Source organism: Mesorhizobium sp. W067 (genome assembly GCF_054719525.1).
The window spans coordinates 895,273-909,969 of the sequence record NZ_JBTTII010000001.1; the positions used below are offsets into that span (position 1 = coordinate 895,273).

The 14,697-nt window shown below is 61.9% G+C and carries 22 protein-coding genes; 11 read left to right on the plus strand and 11 right to left on the minus strand.

The window, feature by feature from the left end; all coding sequences use genetic code 11:
• Positions 1-171 precede the first annotated feature (171 nt).
• Positions 172-891 carry a Crp/Fnr family transcriptional regulator gene (locus ACYG97_RS04345; RefSeq protein ID WP_023671436.1) on the plus strand — a complete coding sequence of 240 codons (720 nt, stop codon included), beginning with the start codon at positions 172-174 and terminating at the stop codon, positions 889-891.
• 49 nt (positions 892-940) lie between these two features.
• Here ACYG97_RS04345 and ACYG97_RS04350 read toward each other — a convergent pair whose 3' ends face one another.
• Both ACYG97_RS04350 and ACYG97_RS04355 read right to left on the minus strand, forming a co-directional pair.
• Positions 941-1,234 carry a DUF982 domain-containing protein gene (locus ACYG97_RS04350; RefSeq protein WP_023685943.1) on the minus strand — a complete coding sequence of 98 codons (294 nt, stop codon included), beginning with the start codon at positions 1,232-1,234 and terminating at the stop codon, positions 941-943.
• A gap of 114 nt (positions 1,235-1,348) precedes the next feature.
• Positions 1,349-1,525: a hypothetical protein gene (locus tag ACYG97_RS04355; protein WP_023671438.1), complete on the minus strand. Its 177-nt coding sequence runs from the start codon at positions 1,523-1,525 to the stop codon at positions 1,349-1,351.
• Between the two features lie 241 nt (positions 1,526-1,766).
• Between ACYG97_RS04355 and ACYG97_RS04360 the strand changes: the two genes are divergently transcribed.
• Complete coding sequence (locus ACYG97_RS04360) at positions 1,767-1,931, plus strand: hypothetical protein (RefSeq protein WP_023671439.1); 165 nt, start codon at positions 1,767-1,769, stop codon at positions 1,929-1,931.
• Here ACYG97_RS04360 and ACYG97_RS04365 read toward each other — a convergent pair.
• Entirely contained in the window at positions 1,928-2,293 is a 366-nt protein-coding gene (locus ACYG97_RS04365; RefSeq protein ID WP_023727100.1) for a VOC family protein, read from the minus strand. The genes ACYG97_RS04360 and ACYG97_RS04365 overlap by 4 nt on opposite strands.
• A gap of 83 nt (positions 2,294-2,376) precedes the next feature.
• Positions 2,377-2,934 (minus strand): RBBP9/YdeN family alpha/beta hydrolase, encoded by a 558-nt coding sequence (locus ACYG97_RS04370; RefSeq protein ID WP_023734725.1) that lies wholly within the window; start codon positions 2,932-2,934, stop codon positions 2,377-2,379.
• 114 nt (positions 2,935-3,048) lie between these two features.
• On the opposite strand from ACYG97_RS04370, the gene ACYG97_RS04375 reads away from it, so the two are divergent.
• Both ACYG97_RS04375 and ACYG97_RS04380 read left to right on the plus strand, forming a co-directional pair.
• The gene (locus ACYG97_RS04375; protein ID WP_031262516.1) at positions 3,049-3,522 is read left to right on the plus strand and encodes an Lrp/AsnC family transcriptional regulator; all 474 of its coding nucleotides are present in this window, start codon (positions 3,049-3,051) and stop codon (positions 3,520-3,522) included.
• A 145-nt stretch (positions 3,523-3,667) separates the two neighbouring features.
• Positions 3,668-4,081, plus strand: a complete 414-nt coding sequence (locus ACYG97_RS04380) for a DoxX family protein (protein ID WP_023734727.1) — start codon at positions 3,668-3,670, stop codon at positions 4,079-4,081.
• 22 nt (positions 4,082-4,103) lie between these two features.
• Here ACYG97_RS04380 and ACYG97_RS04385 read toward each other — a convergent pair whose 3' ends face one another.
• The 5 genes from ACYG97_RS04385 to ACYG97_RS04405 all read right to left on the minus strand — a co-directional run bounded on the left by ACYG97_RS04385 (position 4,104) and on the right by ACYG97_RS04405 (position 6,629).
• Positions 4,104-4,409 carry a hypothetical protein gene (locus ACYG97_RS04385; RefSeq protein ID WP_023671444.1) on the minus strand — a complete coding sequence of 102 codons (306 nt, stop codon included), beginning with the start codon at positions 4,407-4,409 and terminating at the stop codon, positions 4,104-4,106.
• Between the two features lie 94 nt (positions 4,410-4,503).
• Complete coding sequence (locus ACYG97_RS04390) at positions 4,504-4,773, minus strand: hypothetical protein (RefSeq protein WP_023697755.1); 270 nt, start codon at positions 4,771-4,773, stop codon at positions 4,504-4,506.
• A gap of 113 nt (positions 4,774-4,886) precedes the next feature.
• Positions 4,887-5,051, minus strand: coding sequence for a hypothetical protein (locus ACYG97_RS04395; protein ID WP_023685951.1), 165 nt, complete (start codon positions 5,049-5,051; stop codon positions 4,887-4,889).
• 72 nt (positions 5,052-5,123) lie between these two features.
• Complete coding sequence (locus ACYG97_RS04400; RefSeq protein ID WP_023671447.1) at positions 5,124-5,567, minus strand: Ros/MucR family transcriptional regulator; 444 nt, start codon at positions 5,565-5,567, stop codon at positions 5,124-5,126.
• Positions 5,568-5,813: 246 nt separating this feature from the next.
• Positions 5,814-6,629: a class I SAM-dependent methyltransferase gene (locus ACYG97_RS04405; protein ID WP_023734728.1), complete on the minus strand. Its 816-nt coding sequence runs from the start codon at positions 6,627-6,629 to the stop codon at positions 5,814-5,816.
• A 421-nt stretch (positions 6,630-7,050) separates the two neighbouring features.
• Between ACYG97_RS04405 and ACYG97_RS04410 the strand changes: the two genes are divergently transcribed.
• From ACYG97_RS04410 to ACYG97_RS04420, 3 genes are read left to right on the plus strand one after another with little or no spacing between them, the layout of a single operon-like run.
• Positions 7,051-7,461: a hypothetical protein gene (locus ACYG97_RS04410; RefSeq protein WP_023734729.1), complete on the plus strand. Its 411-nt coding sequence runs from the start codon at positions 7,051-7,053 to the stop codon at positions 7,459-7,461.
• Entirely contained in the window at positions 7,454-7,843 is a 390-nt protein-coding gene (locus tag ACYG97_RS04415) for a hypothetical protein (protein WP_023734730.1), read from the plus strand. Before ACYG97_RS04410 ends, ACYG97_RS04415 begins: the two co-directional genes overlap by 8 nt.
• Positions 7,770-8,480, plus strand: coding sequence for a terminase large subunit domain-containing protein (locus tag ACYG97_RS04420; protein ID WP_023734731.1), 711 nt, complete (start codon positions 7,770-7,772; stop codon positions 8,478-8,480). Before ACYG97_RS04415 ends, ACYG97_RS04420 begins: the two co-directional genes overlap by 74 nt.
• Before the next feature lie 322 nt (positions 8,481-8,802).
• Here the strand turns inward: ACYG97_RS04420 and ACYG97_RS04425 are convergent, their stop codons facing one another.
• Positions 8,803-9,624: a HEAT repeat domain-containing protein gene (locus ACYG97_RS04425; RefSeq protein ID WP_023734732.1), complete on the minus strand. Its 822-nt coding sequence runs from the start codon at positions 9,622-9,624 to the stop codon at positions 8,803-8,805.
• A 117-nt stretch (positions 9,625-9,741) separates the two neighbouring features.
• Here ACYG97_RS04425 and ACYG97_RS04430 point away from each other — a divergent pair, with 117 nt between their 5' ends.
• The 4 genes from ACYG97_RS04430 (at position 9,742) to ACYG97_RS04445 (ending at position 14,044) form a co-directional block, all read left to right on the plus strand.
• Entirely contained in the window at positions 9,742-10,374 is a 633-nt protein-coding gene (locus ACYG97_RS04430; RefSeq protein ID WP_156937244.1) for a hypothetical protein, read from the plus strand.
• A 373-nt stretch (positions 10,375-10,747) separates the two neighbouring features.
• A complete protein-coding gene (locus tag ACYG97_RS04435; RefSeq protein WP_023734734.1) occupies positions 10,748-11,503 on the plus strand; it encodes a phage terminase large subunit family protein in 756 nt (251 codons plus the stop codon).
• Between the two features lie 130 nt (positions 11,504-11,633).
• Positions 11,634-12,419, plus strand: a complete 786-nt coding sequence (locus tag ACYG97_RS04440) for a hypothetical protein (RefSeq protein ID WP_023734735.1) — start codon at positions 11,634-11,636, stop codon at positions 12,417-12,419.
• Positions 12,419-14,044, plus strand: a complete 1,626-nt coding sequence (locus ACYG97_RS04445) for a glycoside hydrolase family 73 protein (RefSeq protein WP_023734736.1) — start codon at positions 12,419-12,421, stop codon at positions 14,042-14,044. Before ACYG97_RS04440 ends, ACYG97_RS04445 begins: the two co-directional genes overlap by 1 nt.
• Before the next feature lie 90 nt (positions 14,045-14,134).
• On the opposite strand, the gene ACYG97_RS04450 is transcribed toward ACYG97_RS04445, so the two are convergent.
• Positions 14,135-14,617 carry a hypothetical protein gene (locus tag ACYG97_RS04450; RefSeq protein WP_023734737.1) on the minus strand — a complete coding sequence of 161 codons (483 nt, stop codon included), beginning with the start codon at positions 14,615-14,617 and terminating at the stop codon, positions 14,135-14,137.
• Positions 14,618-14,697: the final 80 nt, after the last annotated feature.

Sequence of the window (14,697 nt, forward strand, 5' to 3'; positions counted from 1 at the left end):
TTTTTGAGCGACATGGATTAAATCCCAACCCGCACCCATGGTTCCATGCGACTGTGTCCTGAGCAGATTTCCTGCCAGGAGCCGTCGCCGTGCCGGCCGATTGCAACCGCACCCGATCTCCGGCGTTTGGCTAGGCCACGAATGTCCACGAAATCTCGAATTGGATCCTCGATGCTAGAACCGCTTTATCTCAACCTTGGCCAGCATGACGCTTTGTCCGAGCAGGAAAAGGGGCTGCTGGCCGCCGCCATGACCATCGAGATGGATTTTGCCACCGGTCAGGACATCGTTTCCGAGGGATCGAGGCCAGGCTACAGCACGCTCATCATCGAGGGTCTGGCGGCGCGCTACAAGGTGCTGGAGGATGGCGGCCGCCAGTTCACCTCGTTGCAGGTGCCCGGCGATTTTGTCGATTTGCACGCCTTCCTGCTCAAGACAATGGACCATGGCATTATAGCTTTGTCGCCATGCCGGGTGATCGCCGCCGACCACAGTCGGCTAAGGACGATCACCGAACAGGCGCCTCATCTGAGCCGCTTGCTGTGGCTGGACACGCTCGTCGATGGCGCCATTCACCGGGAATGGATCGTGGCCATGGGCCGGCGGTCCAAGACCTCGCACCTGGCGCATCTTGTGTGCGAGCTGTTCGTGCGGCTCCAAGTGGTCAAGCAGACCAACGGCATGAGTTTCCGGCTTCCTCTGTCGCAGGCGGAACTGGCCGATGTGCTTGGGCTTTCGGTGGTCCACATGAACCGGGTCATCGGCGCGTTGCGCAAGATCGGTGTGATCGGCTGGGCAAATTACATGGTGACCATTCTGGACTGGCAGCAGCTGGTGGAAATCGCCGAGTTCGACCCGACTTATCTCAGCATGAACCGCGAGCCGAGATAGGCTATCCGGCGTTCGCCATGACATCGCAGGCAATCCGTCAGCCGGTCTTTCAACGATGCCCATCCAGCGACGCCAATTCGTCGAGCATGGCAAGGGCGGCACTTGGCTTGGCCGGCTTCAGCAAGCCCTGTTGGGCGGCGGCATTCTGGAAAGCGGCAAAGGCGATGTCCGGGCGGCAAATGCCGTTCAACGCGTCGTCCACCAGCCTGTCGGCCGCCTTGTAGGCCGCCGTCTGCTTGTTCTTCCAAGTTCCGCCTAGCGCCCTCCTGGCGTCGGCGATCGACGACACCGTCATCGCGCTGCCGTCCACGAATCTGATCGTCAGGGGCAGAAAACGGCTCATGCGCTCACCATCCAAACCATTCGCGTCTCGCCCGGATCGATCTCATCACTTGCCTCCTTGAAAACGGGATCGCCATAAACGAGGAAATCACAAACTGGTTGCAGGCCTGGCGAGCTACATGTTGCTTGCCGGCCAGATCGGCCGATGCGGACGATAAGGCGGCCGCGGCGCCGGCTTCAACGGGATGTCGGCGAGCGAGTTGCGGATCGGCCTGAACAGTATCGGCGAAGACGCGGCGCGGCGGTGCAATACCGCGGCCGACAGTTTGGCAATCAGATTTCGAACGTCCATGGGACACCTCGAGCGCGTTGAGAGTCCCCCCATCGGGATCACCTACCACCTCACGCCCAGCATCCGCATTTAACTTTGATATAGGCCGGACGAATACGCGCCGCGCGCAATGTCTGCCGCCGAGATTCTGCCGATCCTCGGCGGCGGCTATTGAGGGCGGCGCCAGGCTGGCGGTCACGCATCCCAGCAGCGACGTCGCAGACGCTGCTGCAACCGGATGAATTTTCGTGCATTCTTGTGCATGGCCACAATGCTTCGAACCGACACGCCGGCAAAATGCTGCTCCTATTGCGGTTCGCGAGAGCATGACTACGAGGATTGTCCGAAGCGCAAAGCAGAGGCGGAGCGGCAGTGGGAAGGCCAGGCAAAGCCCGGCGCCGAATCCGAGGCGACGGCCGAAGCCTAGCTGGGCTCGAACAGCTCGATCACGTTGCCGGACGGGTCTTCACAAAGAATCTGTCGCCCGCCCGGACCTTCGACGATCTGGTTGCGGAACCGCACGCCGGCCTCGCCCATCTCAGTCACGATTGACGGCAATTGCTCGACTTCGAGCACGAAGCGGTTCCATCCGCCCGGCTCGGGTGTCCGGCCGTCCGGCATCGGCCTGGCTGCCGACGCCAGGGGGCCGGCGAGCCAGAGCGAAAGGTCGCCGCGCGTCAGGATGGCCATCGCCGGACCGAATTGCTGCTTCAGCGCGAAGCCCAGATGGCTCGTATAAAACGCGATGGACAGATCGACATCGCGGACCAGATATCGGACGGACACCATTCGCAGGCTCCCTCACAAACGCCCCTCCCGAGAGATAGCTGGCGGGACAAGTCGGGGCAAGCCCGCGCGCACGCTTCGGGCGCCTACGGTGCGATTGCGTGGTCGGCCTGTCTCTCTCTCACGAAGGCCGTCAGCAGCTCCATTCCCGCCGGCCAGTCGCCCAGCCCGCTATTGCTGTTGATGTGACCAAGCGGCCCGGCGATGTGCAGTTCGCTGCCCCATTGTGTGGCTTTCTCACCGGCATAGCCGTTCGGATCATAGGGATCGTCGGTGCTGGCCACGATCAGCGAGGGGAAGCGAAGCGGCCCGCGCGGCGTATCGGCGAAGGGAATTCCGTAAGCGGGATAGACCGGCGAGGCCGGGTCGGGAACCGCAACCAGAAACGCCCCGCCGATCCGACTGCTCGACACCGCCTGCCAATGCGCGACCAGCAGGCAGCTGAGACTGTGGGCGACGAGCACCGGCGGGGTCTGTGCCTGTGACACCGCGACGTCCAGCGCCGCCACCCAGTCGTCGAAATCCGGCAGCTCCCAGCTTGCCGGGCTGAAGCGGCGCATCGCCGGGTCGGCCTGTTGCCAGCGTGTCTGCCAGTGGGCCTCGCCCGATCCGCCGCTGCCCGGCAGAATGATGAAGTCGGTCATGGAAAATCCTGTTTCTTCGCCGCAGATGATGTCCCAATCCTAGGGCTTCTCCTTGTTCGCGGAATGAGAGATCATCGGAAAGCGACGAAGAATTCCGATGGATTGAAGGTGTTCATGGCAAACGGCGATTACCGGCCACGGCTCGACCCCACCGACATGGCAATCATCGAGATCATGCAGGAGGATGGCCGCATCGGCATTTCCGAACTCGGCCGCCGCGTCGGCCTGTCCCAGCCCGCGACGTCGGAGCGGGTGAAGCGGCTGGAGGAGCGCGGCATCATCGCCGGCTACCGGGCCGCGATCGATCCCACCGCCCTCGGTCTCGGCACCATGGCCATGATCCGCCTGCGCACCACGCATGAGCACATCCAGACCTGCCTGAAGAAATTCGCGGCCATGCCGGAAGTGGTTGAGGTGCTGCGGGTGACCGGCGAGGATTGTTTTCTGGTCAAGGTCGTCGTCCCGTCGCCGCCCGACCTCGAAAGCATCGTCGACGCCATCGGCCGCTACGGCGCGGTGACGACCGATGTGGTGCTGCGCGCCGAGCCGCCGAAGCGGTTGGGGCGGGAGCTGATGGCGAAGCTCTGAGCGGGCGGCAATCAGGCTTGCCCGCAAGCGGCGGCCTTTTCAGAAGTTCTGCTTCGCCGGGAAAGAATTTTGCGGGACGATGTCGGATCGGCGGCGTCGCGCCCGTCCTTGGGATGAAACCCGTTGCAAACCTTTGGAGCACATCATGGAAGCCGTTCAATCGCCGTGGCAGACCGCGGCCATTCTCATCGCCCGCCTGACCCTGGCCGCCATGTTCGCGATGGGAGCAGCGTTCAAGTTCATGGATATGAACATGACCGCCGGCTACATCGCCGCCGCCAGCTTCCCGTTCCCGCTGTTTCTGGCCTGGTGCGCCGCGATCCTCGAAACGCTGCTGGTGATCGCCCTCCTGACCGGAGCATTCTTCACACCGGCCGCCCTGGTCGCCGCCGTCTACGTGGTCTTCCTCGGCTTTGCCTTCCACGGTCCGTCGCACTGGACCGGCAACCAGGCCGAGTTCGGCGCCTTCATGTCCCATTTCCCGTTCGCCGCCGGCCTGCTGTTCGCCGGCGTGCATGGACCGGGCAGCGTGCTGGCCTCGAAGCTCGGCCGAGGGTGAGGCCCCGCGTCGGCAGACCGCCTCACATCTGGTCGTTGTAGGGTTCCTTCATCTGGCCGACCATGCGGGCCAGTTTCGAGAAGGACGGCATGTCCGCCTCCGGCTGGCATTGATTGGCCAGTTCCAGCAGTCGGATCGGAAAGTTGACGGCGTCGCGGTTGGACTCCGACATGCCGTCGGACCGCTCCTCGCCGGTTTCGATGGCCTCGGCCTTGCGCAGCGCAATGTCGATATCCTCCACCGTGAGCAGGCCCTTGCGCACCAGTACCTGATTGATCGAGGCGACGGCCATCAGCAGGCCTTCGAGTTGCAGATTGGCGACGTTCATGGCTGTTGCTCCCATTTGGCTCACGCTCAACGCATGAGCCGCTGTTACGATCCGGACGGGGATGCAAGCGATAGGCGTCGGCCGATGGCCTGCGCTACTCTTCCATCCAGCGGCGGCCATATTCGGCCCACAGCGCCTTGACCTCCCGGCTGCCGAGGCGCGGGGCCGAGCCGTCGCCATAGGCGATCGAAACGCCGCTGATGTCGTAATGGGGATGGGCGTCGATGACGAAGCGGATCGCCTCGCCGAGCGGCCTTCTGCCGATGACCGGATCGGCCTGGCCTTGGCCGACGCTGCGAACGCCCGAAACAGTGGCTGGCGCTTGCCGCATCCTGAACACGGATGCCATGGCTGGTTTGTCCATCCCGCTCTCCCCCGATTGGAGTGGAATGATTCCATAAGAGCCAGCTAATGACCAGTCGCTAGACGGCCTGTCGAAGGCTGCGTCTTGTATCCTGCAGCCCGTTGAAGGACTGTTCAGGCCAGCGGATCCGCCGCCGGCGGCCTGGCGGGAAGGCCGAGCCTTGTCCGCTCGCCGTCGGCAAACTCCTCGGCCGCTTCCTGGGCCATGAACAGATGCTGGGTCACCGTGCCATTCTCGGCAACCAGCACCGCCCATTGGCGGCGGTCCACACGTTCCACGCGAACGTCATTGGGCTCTCCGGCCACCACGATCGTCCTCCAGCAGGCGTACGGCACGGAGGGGGCGTGCCTTTACGCCTTGGTCTTGCTCTTGGCCGGCGCCTTGGCGGCCGGGGCCTCGGGTGTCCTGATGCCGAGCCCGAACTCCTTTGCCAGCTCCGAGCGCTTGGCGGCGTAGCTGGGCGCCGTCATCGGATAGTCACCGGGCAGGTCCCATTTGGCGCGATAGGCTTCCGGCGTCATGCCATGGGCGGAGCCGAGATGACGCCGCAGCGACCTGAACTTCTTGCCATCCTCGAGGCAGTAAATGAAATTCGGCGTTACCGAGCGCTTGCGGTTGACCGCGGGCTCAGGCGCAGGTTGCGGCGGAGCAACGGGATTGTCCACGGCCGCGAGCGCTGCATTGACGCTCTCGATCAACGCCGGCAGGCTATCCGGAGGCACTGAATTGTTGCGCACGAATGCCGCGACGATGTCGGCGGTCAGATTTATATTTCGGATTTTGTCCTCAGACATGGCTTCTTTTGCCCCCTTGATGCCAAAGGGCAAATTATCAGACAACATCCGCCGACGGCATGGCACTTTAGAACATATGCATATGACTTGACGCCGGATGTGGTAGCGCTAGCATCGCCGAGTCTCCGATCGATGTCGATGTAGGAATTATTTCCTGACATATCTTGACCGGTGAGGGCAGCTATGCTATAATTTTTTCATGGTGCTGATTTGCGCCAGCAACCCGCCGCGAGGCGGGTTTTTGTTTCATGCCGGCTTGGAAACAATAACGGCCAGTGAGGCGAGTTTTCCCTCGCTCAGGCTGCTTATGTAGTTTTTTCGCCGACGCACGAACTCGGCGCCGAGCACGATCTCATTGGCCTGCTGCTGGGCGGGCGAGGGCACGATGCCGGAATTTGCCCGTTTCAACGCCAGCTCGACATGATCGCCGGTTTCGTCGATGACATCGTCGACCCGGAATCCGGCTGAAGCAAACAGACCCTTCAGGGTCTCGCCGTCGACAAGATGGCTGGCCGCCGACGACACCGCCCAAGGCAAGGGATAGTAAGGCTCGCCGTCCGCCAGCACCGCCTCGGTCCAGACAAGCCTGGCTTTCGGCTTCAGCACGCGCCACGCTTGCCCGATGACCGCCGCCTTGTCAGCGATATTCATGCCGACATAGAAGCAGATTGCCGCGTCGAATGTGTCGTCTGCAAAAGGCAGCCTTGTCGCATCGGCCTCATGGAAACGCACTTTGTCACTGAGGCCGCAGAACTCGGTCAATCGGCGGGATGCCTCGACGAACGCTTGCGTCAGGTCGACGCCGTCGACGCTGCATCCATAGGTCTCGGCAAGGAACCGGGCTGGGCCGCCAATGCCGCTGCCGATGTCCAGAACCCGATCGCCGGCGGAGGGCGCAAGACGCGCGGCATGGTCCTGCGTGGCGATCAGCTCGCGGCCATGAAGCTGGTCGAACGGATAGAGTTGTTCGGCCGCGAGGCTGCCGGCCCTGGCGTCCGGCACAGCCGACAGGATGCGCTCGACGATGCCGCCGCTGCCATAGTGACTGGTCACATTGCTCATTGCGCTCTCCGACGAGACGCAGCATCCCATCGATGCTGCCCTTGCGCAATGCGCGGCCGCGCCAAGACGCGGCTTTGACCGAAGTAGGAATTATTTCCTTTTTTGCATTGACGGGTGAGGGCAGCTTTGCTATGATTTGTCCACCGACCCGCCCACGAGGCGGGTTTTGTTTTCCTGATGCCCACAACGTGCGGATATCGGATGTCGGCGGGCAGCACCCCCCTCTGGCCTGCCGGCCATCTCCCCCTCAAAGGGGGAGATCGGACTGCCGCCTTGCTTTCGCCAATCGTCGGCGCTGCAAATTGGTCGCGACCCTGGAGCTGCCAATCTCCCCCCTTGAGGGGGAGATGTCCGGCAGGACAGAGGGGGGCGTGAAGGAACGCTATCCTCGGTTCATTCTGCCTTATCCGCGAGGCCTCCCTTGTCCAACCGCTATGCCACCATCATCACCGACGATGACGGCCGCGAGGTCGTCAGCGCCATTGGCGTGTTCGAGGGCGCTGCCCCGCAGGCGCGCATCGGCCGTATGGAGCCGGTCGTGCCGGGCGTGCTGATCGGCATGGTTCGCGGTGGTCCCGTCGATGCCATCGGCGGCTTCGGCTTTCCGCGCGGCGCGCACGACGCAAGGGCGATCGCCAGGGCAAGCCTGAAAGCCGCGTCTGCCGGAAAGCGCCACGCGCCGGCCGCTGATGCAGCCCGCAAGGCCGCCCCAAAACGGTCAGGGCCAAAATCGGCACGGCGCAAGTCCGGCAAGATCAAGTCCGGCAAGATCAAGCGGCCGGCGAAGCAGGCAGCGACTGCCGAGCCCGCCGGGATCTCGGATCATGGCTGACCGGACGGCGCCGCGTGCGCGCCCTGACCGCAAGGCGCCTGCCGCCGCCGCTGCCAAGCCGAAGCGGACGAAGAAGACGCTTGGCGATGATTTCCTCGACGCGGTGCGCGCCGACTTCCGCGCCCATGGAGCCGGCGTCATTGCCGCGGTCCGGGCCGACAAGCCCGACCAGTATCTGAAGATCGTGCAATCGGTGCTGCCCAAGGATCTGGCCAAGGATTTGCATGTTTCATCTGACAATCTGGAAGCCCTGAGCGATGACGAGATCCGCCGCCGCATCCGCGGCCTCGAAGCCGTCCTCGGGCCGTTTGGCGACCAGCCTGAAGGCGAGCCGCCACTATCTGGCGCTGCTGCAGGAACTGGACCGCAGGCGCAGGACTAACCAGCTTGCCGCCTACCGGCCTTATCCCAGGCAGGCGCAGTTTCACGCCGCCGGCGCGCAGAACCGGGAACGTCTGTTCATAGCCGGCAACCAGCTCGGCAAGACCAGGGCCGGCGGCGCCGAATGGGCCATGCATCTCACCGGCCGCTACCCCGCGTGGTGGCAGGGCAAGACCTTCGACACCCCCGTCAGGCTATGGGCTGCCGGCGTGACGGGCGAGGGCACGCGCGACAACCCGCAGCGCGTGCTGGTCGGCCCGCCGCAGCAGCAGGCGGCATGGGGCACCGGCATGATCCCGGCCAACGCCATCCTGCACACGACCATGGGCCGCGGCGCCCCGGGCGCGCTCGACAGCATCGTGGTGCGCTGGGGCGGCGGCGGCGACGTGCAGGCCGATGAATCGGTGCTTTCGTTCAAGAGCTATGAGAAGGGCCGCGAAAAGTGGCAGGGCGAAACCCTGCACGGCGTCTGGTTCGACGAGGAGCCGCCGCTCGATATCTATTCCGAAGGCCTGACCCGCACCAACGCCACCGGCGGCATCACCATCGTGACGTTCACGCCGCTGCTGGGCATGAGCGACGTGGTGTTGCGGTTTTTAACGGCGCAGGAGGTTCTCCCTTCCCCCCTTGTGGGGTGAGCAGCTGGTTCGCGAAGCGAATTCGTCGTGCCAGTGGCACGACGAAAGGCCGGCGAACGCCGGGACGCTGCGGAGCAGCGGGGACCCGGCAGGTTGGATCGGCCACCATCCGGCCCCTCGCAGGCTCAGGGCGTTCGAAGCTCGAAAAGCCAAGCAATTGGCTTTTCGTCCGCCACGCGGACCGCTTCTCACCCCACAAGGGGAGAAGGTAAGAGCCGCCACGCCCGGCGCAAATATCGTGCGCGGACAACATCATACGACATTACTTTGAATCAGTTCGGCAGGCTCTACGTCATGTCACGTCCCCGAGATCAGCGGTGCCTCAGGCGATTGCCGGCAATGATGATTGCCATACGGCGTGGTGCGATATCTGGTTGTGCTCGATGCAATCGGTTGCCAGTTTGCTGATTTCAGGATCGGCGGACGCCTGCGCCCATTCGACGAACGCGTCAACAACGACCAACCTCGCCCGGCTGGCCAGCCCCAGGCCGTAACGGCGCACTACCGGCTCTGAATGGTCGAGCATCGCACGGATCATGCCTGATGCATCATCTCGCCATTGCCCGGAGATATCGGCGATCGCCGAAAACGGCGTTTGCGGCCTGAGCAACGCGGCGTGCTGACGCGCAAGCTTTAACTGCCAGTCTTTTGCAAAGCGCACAAATTTGACGGCTCCCATGCGTACACCATGGTGATAATCATCAAGGGCAAACAACGCGTGCGCGAGATGCTGACCATCGTTCCGCGTACTGCATCGCAAGATAGACTCCACGGCATCGAAGCGCGTGCGCGGGTTGCTGTCCCTAAGCAGCGCGGCCAGCTCACCCACCATCGAACTTATGTTCTGGTTTTGAAAGGTGGCAATAAACGCACCCGCCGCTCGCGTCTCAGCATTGGCAGAGGTCAGCAGGAGACGAAGGCTTTCCAACGGCACCGTCTTGCCGAGCTCGCCGAGAAGGTCGTTGGCAAGCGCGCCATCGTCATCATGCGGGGACGACAGCAGCCGCTCCAGCATCTCCTGACCTGTCATGGCATTTGTCGATTTGCCGAGTGGCAGCAGGATCTTACCGCCTTCGCTGAAAAAAAGATGAGCAACCTCGCTGTCCTCGGCGGACAGGCGCATCGCCTCGAATAGATCTGTCATGGCAAAGAGTGGCTGTCCCACCCGCGTAGAGTACAGGCCGCGCAGAATGCACCAGCCAGACGCATCGATGTCGCCGATGCACGGCAAGACCTACCGCATAAAGCGATAAAGGAAAAGATGAGAGCGAAGCTTTCCCGTTTCGGCGCGTTGCGGAATCGCGAACCGCGACTAGACTGGTGGCCAGGTTGTCGAGGAACCAAGTCCATGAACAGGCGGCAGGTATTGACAGGCGGTTTGTCGTCGCTTGTCGTGTCGCCGGCGGGTGGTGCTGAGGTATCAAAGCCCCAGGTGCCCAAATGGCGACCCTCGTTTTCACAACCCATCGATCGCATCGAGGAACGGTTCGGCTATTACTTCGACAGAGGCCGTGACTTTGCCATCCTTGAAAACGGCACCTGCGTGCTGACGGAAGCCGGCCTGTCCGATGAGGCGGCAGCCATGGCCGCCATCCAGACGCTTGCCATGATTTACAACTATCACCCGGACATGAAGCCGTCCGACATGGATGATGGCAACGTGCTGGTCAGCTACAATCATCCAGCCTTCAATGTCGTGCTTTCCGACGTTGCGAATGCGCATTGGCAAGAGATCGAGGCCCGCCACCAGGATGGGCTGGCTACGGGCGAGGTGCTGATCACGCCGCTGGGGCAGAATGTGTTCGATGAGCTCGGCAAAAAGGCGCTGCTCGGCAGGTGCTACATGTTCATGGATGCGCAGGCGCCAAAGGTGATCCGCATCAAACCCAGTTGATAAGTCGAATCAGGGATATTTGGTGCCCGCAAGCTGCCTGGCACGACCCTCGGCGGTTGGCGATTTGCGCGTTAATGGGCCGCACAATATTTTCTCTCGACCGGTATACTGATATATATAGAGCATACAGGATTGATTGGGAGTGTCGGGGACGCAGACCTCGCGTTTGAACCCTGTTCCTGGATCGGTACGGGTTCTGCAGATTTTTTTACTCGTATCGTAAGGAACATTCGCCTGGCTGGTGCATGCCGATGCACTGGCGGCAATGGCGACAACGATTGCAATCCGAATCATGTGTTCCCCCAAGTCTTGGGTCAGCTTCGCATTGATGAGCGGTGGTATCAATGGCCACACTCTATTGGAGCATGCTTGCATGACCCGTCACGTCACCTTCATGACCATAGACGACGTCGAACACTATTCGCCTGACGAGCGCGCCGCGATCGTCGCCGCCTATCCCGAGCATGAGCGCGAGGCGCGGGCGCGCGGCGTTCCGGTGCTGGGCTCCGGCCGCATCTTTCCGATTGCCGAGGAGCTGATCGCCTGCGAGCCGTTCCGGCTGCCGCGCTACTGGCCGCGGATCGGCGCGCTCGATTTCGGATGGGACCATCCCTCGGCCGCCGTCGAACTCGCCTGGGATACGGAAGCTGATATCGTTTACGTCACCAAAGCAGCCAGGGCCTCGCAGCAGACGCCGGCCATGCAGGTACTGGCCCTGAAGCCGTGGGGCGAGTGGCTGCCCTGGGCCTGGCCGCGCGACGGCCGCCGCGAGACGCTGGAAGGGGCGGGCACCGCACTTGCCAGACAATATTCCGCGCATGGGCTGAACATGCTGTCGGGCCACGCCCGCTTCGCCGACGGCTCGGTCTCGGTCGAGGCCGGGCTGATGGAGATGCTCGACCGCATGCAATCCGGCCGCTTCAAGGTGTTTTCGACCTTGCTGCCCTGGTTCGAGGAGTTTCGCCTCTACCACCGCAAGGACGGCCATGTGGTCAAGCTGCGCGACGATTTGATGGCGGCGACGCGCTACGGCTTGATGATGCTGCGGGAAGCGGTCGTCGATCCGGCGGAGTTCAAGAGTGCCCGCAAGCCGGTAGGGCAGAGCGATCCGCTGCAGGCGTTTCGGTAGCGGCATTTCGGCAATTCTCCGCCCTTGAGGCGGCATACCGGCCGGTTTCTCCAGGCATCTGGAAGCCGCTGCCCCAGATCGTGCGTGCGATCTCGTCCTTTTTTCAAATCCAGCCAGGCAGGAAAAACAAATGGTTCACATCATTCCTTTGTCCGTCGGTCGGCGCAGGAAAGCCTCCGGCAACGAGCAGCAGCACCCGGCCGGTGCGCAGGCGGGCGGTGCTGTGCAGCCGCTCGACGAATACTGGCAGGCAATCGCGGACCGTTACGAGCAGCGCCTGGCGCAGCAGAATGCTTTCGACACGGAAATCGCTACGCGCGCACTGGACGGCGAGCTTGCCAAAGCGGAAGCCGACGCCGTTGCCAATGCGTCCGCGGACGGGGCGGGCCTGCATGATGGAATGTACGGCCAGGTCGATCCGCATACCGGGCGGGTTTTGCAGACGGGCCGCTTCGATACGCTGTTCGACAATTTTGTGAAGCAGGCGCCGGCGGAGATTCGTCCCGATCTTGCAAGCCGTAAGACAACGCTGCGCGAGGCCGGCGCCCTACGGATGGCACAGCAGCAACTTGATCGCCGCAGGCAGTACGAGCAAGACCAACTGGCCGGCGTCCAGGCTGCCGGGCTCAACACGATCAAGCTAAGCGATCCGAACGACCAGCCCACTTTCGACGCAGCCCGCCGGACCGGCCTCGATCTTATCTCCAATCTTATCTCCAAGATGTATCTCGATCCGCAGGCCAGGCTGCGGGCCGAAGCCTCATGGCGAGAGAGCACGGCAAAGGCGCGGATGGAAACGCTGATCGTGCAGGACCCCAGGCGCGCGCTGGATATGTTGAGTGCCGCGCTCGGCCAACGGGGCAAAGCGCCGCCGGCTGCTCAGCAGACATCAGGGGAAAATGGAGGGCAGGAATAATGGAGACCGGCAAAGGCATGATTCTTGACGGCGCCGATGAGCAAACCGATGACACCGGCGAACTGCCCGGCGCTCAGGACCAGTCCGCCGCGCTTGCGCCGCTCTATGAAAAGATAGAGCGGGCGCTGGATGGGGATCGGCCCGTCGCTGCCCTGCTTGCCGACCTTTCACCCGAGACCACCGACGGTCTTCTGCGGCAGGCGCATGCGGCCAACGCATCCCAACTGATCGGGGCCGGCGCCGACATTTCTCTTGCTTCTCAACACGGGCCGAAGGCCTTTGCCAGCGACGGCAACTATGCCGGCGTCTTGCCGGGGCCGGAAGCGTTCGTGTCGGTCTATGGAGCGAAGGAGGGCGGCCGGCAATTCGCGAAATTCGACCAGGAGGTAAAAGCAGGCAAGCAGGCTTTTGACATGCGTGCCATGCCGGACCGGCAGATAAAGGCTCAGCTTCTCGAAGCGGCGGCTAACGTAGGACATTCCCCTGATGGCCAGTCGCGATATCAGGTGACCGCTGCCGCGGCTCAGCAAGCGTTGGAGGCCAGAAGGAACGATCCGGCCGGCCAGGCCAGCAAAGCCTTTCCGCAAGTGAATGCGGCCTGGCGCGCGCTGCTTGGTCAAGGCGAATACAGCCCCGCGGCCGCCCAAGAGGCGATTGCACTCAGTCTCGCGGCCCAGCAGTATCTCGGCATCGAGAAAGTCCAGCCCGTGCCAAGGTCCGTGCTGAAAGGTCTTGGAGGCCTGGCCCCGCAAGACATGAAGACAAAAGTGGGTGATCTGCTTGCGGGAACCGCCGATCCGTACGTCAGGCTGGCGATGTCGCGGCAATTCGTCGAAGCCGGCTTGCTCGAAAGACCGATGTACTTTGGGCAGCCGTTTAGTTCCGATGGGTTGACCGAGAAAAGCAGTGGCGCCCCCCAACTCACGCCAGATGAACGAATAAAGCAGCCGTTTCAGGATGATCTGCCAATAGATGTTCAGCTTGCCAATCGCGCGCCCGATGTTTTTGGCAACCGTAACCAAGCGGCGAGCGAGCCCGACGCGGAAAGTCCAATCAGCGCGGGCGTCGACCCGGGGACGGCATTCAACTCGAAGACCGGCGCCGAGCCGTTCATCGCTGCTTTTGGTGTTGACGAGGGTATCAAGCAGTTCGAGAAAGGGAATGGCAACTTTAGCGCGGAAATTCTCGCCGCCAAAGGCAGCCGCAAGAAATTCGTCAACGTTTTCTATCAGGCTGGCAAGAGCCTTGGCCTAACCGACACGCAAGCCCGCCTGATGGCCGCTCAAGCCGCGCACGAAACTGGCAACGGCAGGAGTGTCCCCGGTTTCAACTATTTTGGCATCAAGGCCAACAGTTCATGGAAGGGTGCTACGCAACTTCTTTGGACCCACGAGGAAAGAAATGGCCAACGTGTGAAAGTTAAACTACCTTTTCGCAAATACGCCACCCTTGAAGACGCCATTCGCGACCGCATTGCAGTCATGAAACAATCTTGGCCCAAAGCTAACGATGCCACGGATATAGATAGCGCGATTGCCGAACTTCGGCACGGTACTTATGGGGTATATGCGACAGCTTCGGACTACGCCGATCTGTTAAAGCCTTATCTGAAGGAACTACCCTAGTGGCCTTACCCGCCATCGCAGCAAAGCGGCCATCCGAGCCCGACAAGTGATTGGTTCTGAGATTTGCATACCGAACTGTATGTGCGCCGATTACCCATTTTTGCGAAATGACCTGGCAATGCGCTCAACAATTGGATCAAGCACCGCCTGTTTCTTCTTGTCATATGCAATGTCAAAGCAAGTGACGATAATCCGCTTTTGGCACATACCGTAGAAGACCCTTGTACCATCCGGCGTGGTGCCGGAAATTACACCAAGCGATGGCTTGTCAATTGTATATGTTGCCTTGCCCTCGCTTGAGGTCTTTTCCTTAATGTATTCGAACGGACGCTTGTCCGGCTCGTCAAATATTCTGTATTGACGAAGATAGACTCCATACTCTTTCGAGGAAAACGTTGTGCCGTGGCTTACGCCGTCCGTCAAAAGCTCTCGACCATCGTCGTCCTTGAAGAAGACGGGGATCTCGATTTCGCTCCCGCCGCTTACTGAAACGGTCCATTTGATTGGCTCTTTGGCTACCGCAGGCAGCGCCGACAGCGCCAGGAGGCCGAAGGCGAAGCCAAATGCTCTCATGACGTTGGCTCTTGGAGCGACAACTGGGGCGAGAATGAGTGATCGCAAGGGTGCTCTCTTAAATTGTATGTTGCAAGCTA

Coding starts and splice junctions, on each gene's coding strand:
- ACYG97_RS04380 (WP_023734727.1), top strand. CDS start 3,668: ATGGAAGCCGTTCAATCGCCGTGGCAGACCGCGGCCATTCTCATCGCC.
- ACYG97_RS04440 (WP_023734735.1), top strand. CDS start 11,634: ATGGTTCACATCATTCCTTTGTCCGTCGGTCGGCGCAGGAAAGCCTCC.
- ACYG97_RS04350 (WP_023685943.1), bottom strand. CDS start 1,234: ATGAGCCGTTTTCTGCCCCTGACGATCAGATTCGTGGACGGCAGCGCG.
- ACYG97_RS04415 (WP_023734730.1), top strand. CDS start 7,454: ATGGCTGACCGGACGGCGCCGCGTGCGCGCCCTGACCGCAAGGCGCCT.
- ACYG97_RS04400 (WP_023671447.1), bottom strand. CDS start 5,567: ATGTCTGAGGACAAAATCCGAAATATAAATCTGACCGCCGACATCGTC.
- ACYG97_RS04360 (WP_023671439.1), top strand. CDS start 1,767: ATGGCCACAATGCTTCGAACCGACACGCCGGCAAAATGCTGCTCCTAT.
- ACYG97_RS04390 (WP_023697755.1), bottom strand. CDS start 4,773: ATGGACAAACCAGCCATGGCATCCGTGTTCAGGATGCGGCAAGCGCCA.
- ACYG97_RS04445 (WP_023734736.1), top strand. CDS start 12,419: ATGGAGACCGGCAAAGGCATGATTCTTGACGGCGCCGATGAGCAAACC.
- ACYG97_RS04405 (WP_023734728.1), bottom strand. CDS start 6,629: ATGAGCAATGTGACCAGTCACTATGGCAGCGGCGGCATCGTCGAGCGC.
- ACYG97_RS04430 (WP_156937244.1), top strand. CDS start 9,742: ATGAGAGCGAAGCTTTCCCGTTTCGGCGCGTTGCGGAATCGCGAACCG.
- ACYG97_RS04450 (WP_023734737.1), bottom strand. CDS start 14,617: ATGAGAGCATTTGGCTTCGCCTTCGGCCTCCTGGCGCTGTCGGCGCTG.
- ACYG97_RS04385 (WP_023671444.1), bottom strand. CDS start 4,409: ATGAACGTCGCCAATCTGCAACTCGAAGGCCTGCTGATGGCCGTCGCC.
- ACYG97_RS04345 (WP_023671436.1), top strand. CDS start 172: ATGCTAGAACCGCTTTATCTCAACCTTGGCCAGCATGACGCTTTGTCC.
- ACYG97_RS04355 (WP_023671438.1), bottom strand. CDS start 1,525: ATGGACGTTCGAAATCTGATTGCCAAACTGTCGGCCGCGGTATTGCAC.
- ACYG97_RS04365 (WP_023727100.1), bottom strand. CDS start 2,293: ATGGTGTCCGTCCGATATCTGGTCCGCGATGTCGATCTGTCCATCGCG.
- ACYG97_RS04375 (WP_031262516.1), top strand. CDS start 3,049: ATGGCAAACGGCGATTACCGGCCACGGCTCGACCCCACCGACATGGCA.
- ACYG97_RS04425 (WP_023734732.1), bottom strand. CDS start 9,624: ATGACAGATCTATTCGAGGCGATGCGCCTGTCCGCCGAGGACAGCGAG.
- ACYG97_RS04370 (WP_023734725.1), bottom strand. CDS start 2,934: ATGACCGACTTCATCATTCTGCCGGGCAGCGGCGGATCGGGCGAGGCC.
- ACYG97_RS04435 (WP_023734734.1), top strand. CDS start 10,748: ATGACCCGTCACGTCACCTTCATGACCATAGACGACGTCGAACACTAT.